The organism is Halalkalibacter alkalisediminis (assembly GCF_028610705.1).
In the GTDB taxonomy this organism is placed as follows: Bacteria; Bacillota; Bacilli; order Bacillales; family Bacillaceae_D; genus Halalkalibacter; species Halalkalibacter alkalisediminis.
This window is the reverse complement of record NZ_JAQQWT010000089.1, coordinates 1-3,315: the sequence shown is the minus strand read 5'-3', so window position 1 is coordinate 3,315 and position 3,315 is coordinate 1. Positions and strand designations below refer to the sequence as shown.

The window sequence follows — 3,315 nt, the reverse complement described above, 5'->3', positions numbered from 1 at the left end:
TGAGAAACAAAACGTCATTGTAAGGACAATGATAGATATAGGGAGTACTTTTGGTTCAATGAAGCTAGAAAGCTTAAATCCAACATTTTTATGTTTCGTTTCCGCATTTGTTTGTATAGGAGCATTAAAAAAGAAGGCTGTTGTAAAACTTAAAACCCCTAATAGAAGGCAGAAAATGAGGACCATTTCAAAGTTTGTATGCTGACTCATAAAAATTCCAATAAACGGTCCAAGTCCAGTAGCCAGTGCTGTGCTTACAGCAAAGTAACTAATCCCTTCTCCTTTCCGTGATTCCGGTATACTGAGGGCAACCATCGTAGCTACCACTGTTATCGCTATGCCCACTGTAATACCGTGTATGAATCGGCTCAGAATAAGCAAGGTAATCCCGTAATCTAAAAAGTATAAGAATGTAGTGAATGTTAAGAAGATTAGGCCGAACATTAATATTCGTTTTGGACCGATTGAATGAATGACCCGGCCAGTAAACAAACGGCCTACCAAACTTCCAATAACGAAAATACCGCCTACAAGACCAGCTTGGTTTGTAGATGCGTGAAATTTATCTACAGCATAAGCTGGAAGGGTCGCAATTAATATAAAGAATACTAACGTTAAAAAAAAATTGACTAAGGAAAGAATAAAAAAATTCTTGGTCCACAGTCTATGATTTGTTTGAACCAATGCTTATCCTCTCCCTCTATGTTTTAAAATAAAAATATTACAATGCTTGTTCGCTTTTCAACTTAAAATGAGTATGATTCTCCGTCATCTGGTACTAAAACATTAGAGGAGATTCCTTTTTCATTAGTAAAGCTTTTTAATTCTTCTCTTGATAATGTCCAATGGTTTATAGCTTCCATGTGTACAGCGATGACTTTTGCGTTAGGAGCAGACTTATACACTTCAAAAACATCGTCTGTCCCCATTACCAAAGATCCGCCTTCAAAGAATTGATTATCTCCGGCATTTACTACTATAACTTCTGGTTTGTGTGTGTTAATCACTTCTTGAACTGCCTCATACCAAACCGTATCTCCAGCAACATATAATGTTTTTTCGGTTGAATGTTTGAAGACAATGCCACATACTAGACCAGCAATTTTTAAGATTTCACCTCTACCATGCTCGCCTTTGGTTTTAATTAATTGGATACCTTCGAAGACTGTATCCTCTTGTAAAACATCTACATTTTGAAAACCAGATTTTTGAATTTCAGTCGCATCTTCTTCATTTTGGGAAAATATTTTAATTTCTTTTGGCAATGCTTCCTTAGCGGCATCATCCCAGTGGTCAAGGTGCAGATGAGTGACGATGACCGCATCAATATCTTGAATAATATTGTCAATAGATGTTGGTAAACTAACTAAAGGATTGTTCTGATTTTGTCTTGGTGCATTTGGGAAAGGTGGGTAAGCTCCTTTTTCCACTAACATTGGGTCGATTAAAAACTTCTTCCCTGCGTATTCTACAACTATTGTTGCATTACGTATTTGTTGTATATTCATATTAAAAAACTCCTTTTCTTTATAAATTTCTTAGAACAATGTATATTCTATACTATGACTCATTGGCGATTACATAGATTAAATAAAGTCTTTTGGACTTTTTACTTTATTTATGAAAGGAATTAAGGAAATGTTAGATATTACGGACAGGCAGATTTTAGATGAACTATCCAAGAACGGTCGGCTTACTATGAAAGAACTAGGTGAGAAAGTCCATTTGACTGGACCTGCTGTTTCAGCTAGAGTGGCAAAACTAGAGGAGCAAGGAGTGATTGAGGGTTATACAATTAAAGTTAACCGAGTTAAATTGGGGTGTTTTATACATGCTTTTATTACAATCATTACACAAAGCCCTAATCATCAACCGTATCTGTCGTTTATAAAAACACAGGATGATTATGTAATAAATAACTATAAAATTAGTGGAGATGGTTGTTACCTTCTCGAATGCAAATTTCCTTCTAACGATATATTAAATGATTTTTTGAAAGCCTTAAACAAGCATGCAAATTATAAATTATCAATTGTTATTGATAAATAGTGGTTCAATACAATGGAGAGTTAAATGTACTTAAACGAAACTGGTGCTTATGTTTAAGAAGAAGAACAACTAAAAAAACAAAGCCATTTGCTGCGTAGTACAAAAATACTGTTTAAAAATTACCTACCTAAGAGACGATTACGCTCAGTGTGATCGTCTTTTCGTATTTGACCATTACTGTGCAGCAAAGAACTTCATCATTAGGGGACTTTTTGAAACAATGGGTTTAATGTCGCAGGTTAGTAAAAAAAGAGATGTTAATGTTTACAACATCTCCTTTACTTATAATTTCTTGTGATTTTAAGACTCTAATTCATATTTTAGATATGACAGAAAGGGATGCTTTAGTGGAAGGGCGGGGATTGTTTCTGTACCTCATCTTCTTTTTCAACAAAAGATTTAATCCAATACGAAAGTAGTATAAGAGTATTATCAGTAGGCGATACCTACACGCGATTTTATATAATCGCTTGCTTTTATCTGATTATAAGTAAACTCTGCTGTATCGGGTACGGATATTTTAGCTCCACCATCCGGCAAAAAATTTCGGTCTATTCGATATTTGCCTACCCTTTCTCCATCCGGCAAGTACGTAGGACAAACAATCGTCCATTCGAGGGTTGATTGTTTGAGCATATCGTAAACTTTATGATGTTCTTTCGCTGCACGGGTTGACTTCTGCTTTGATTCACTTGATTGATAACGCAGAGAATTTGGCGTAGTTTTACTTTGCAGAATACCCGCAGTTCCTATAGTTATTATTCGCTTTATACCTTCGTTTTCCATTGCTTCGATAATAAGTGGCATACTCTCAGATAAAGTAGTTGTGCCATCAGTATTTAGTGCACTAATAACTACATCAATCCCATGCATTGCACGTACTATATCATCTTTATTTAAAACATTACCTTGAATAATGGTTAGATTTTCATTATTTATTTGAATCTTCTCTGGAGTTCGAACTAATACAGTAACATGATGTCTGTCATAAAGGGCATAAGTAACTATTTGACTTCCAACTCTTCCAGTTGCACCTAAAAGTAAAATATTCATAAGAGTGAGCCTCCTTTTGCAAGTACAAATATTTTACTATAAAAGCTATATTATTGTCTTATTCAACGATGCTTACGTCGAATAAGACAGGGGAAAAAAACAGAGTCATTGCTGCGCAGTACAACGATACTAGCTATGATACTATGTCAAGAAAATGGACACATTGAATTGAGATTTTCTTTTTCTCCTACCGCGCTCCGCTTGCTAGCCACT

At 35.2% G+C, this 3,315-nt stretch carries 4 protein-coding genes; 1 reads left to right on the top strand and 3 read right to left on the bottom strand.

The genetic code is table 11. The features are described 5' to 3' along the window. Positions 1–684, bottom strand: a 684-nt coding sequence (locus tag PQ474_RS25795; RefSeq protein ID WP_273848438.1) for an MFS transporter, incomplete at its 3' end; no start/stop codon positions are given. A 62-nt stretch (positions 685–746) separates the two neighbouring features. Continuing rightward, positions 747–1,508, bottom strand: a complete 762-nt coding sequence (locus PQ474_RS25790; RefSeq protein WP_273848437.1) for an MBL fold metallo-hydrolase — start codon at positions 1,506–1,508, stop codon at positions 747–749. A gap of 130 nt (positions 1,509–1,638) precedes the next feature. Here PQ474_RS25790 and PQ474_RS25785 point away from each other — a divergent pair, with 130 nt between their 5' ends. Continuing rightward, complete coding sequence (locus tag PQ474_RS25785) at positions 1,639–2,049, top strand: Lrp/AsnC family transcriptional regulator (RefSeq protein ID WP_273848436.1); 411 nt, start codon at positions 1,639–1,641, stop codon at positions 2,047–2,049. Between the two features lie 432 nt (positions 2,050–2,481). On the opposite strand, the gene PQ474_RS25780 is transcribed toward PQ474_RS25785, so the two are convergent. Beyond that, entirely contained in the window at positions 2,482–3,102 is a 621-nt protein-coding gene (locus PQ474_RS25780; protein ID WP_273848435.1) for an NAD(P)-dependent oxidoreductase, read from the bottom strand. Positions 3,103–3,315 lie beyond the last annotated feature (213 nt).

Bases quoted from the DNA above. Each gene is read 5' to 3' on its own strand.
- PQ474_RS25790 (WP_273848437.1), bottom strand. From the start codon at position 1,508: ATGAATATACAACAAATACGTAATGCAACAATAGTTGTAGAATACGCA.
- PQ474_RS25785 (WP_273848436.1), top strand. From the start codon at position 1,639: ATGTTAGATATTACGGACAGGCAGATTTTAGATGAACTATCCAAGAAC.
- PQ474_RS25780 (WP_273848435.1), bottom strand. From the start codon at position 3,102: ATGAATATTTTACTTTTAGGTGCAACTGGAAGAGTTGGAAGTCAAATA.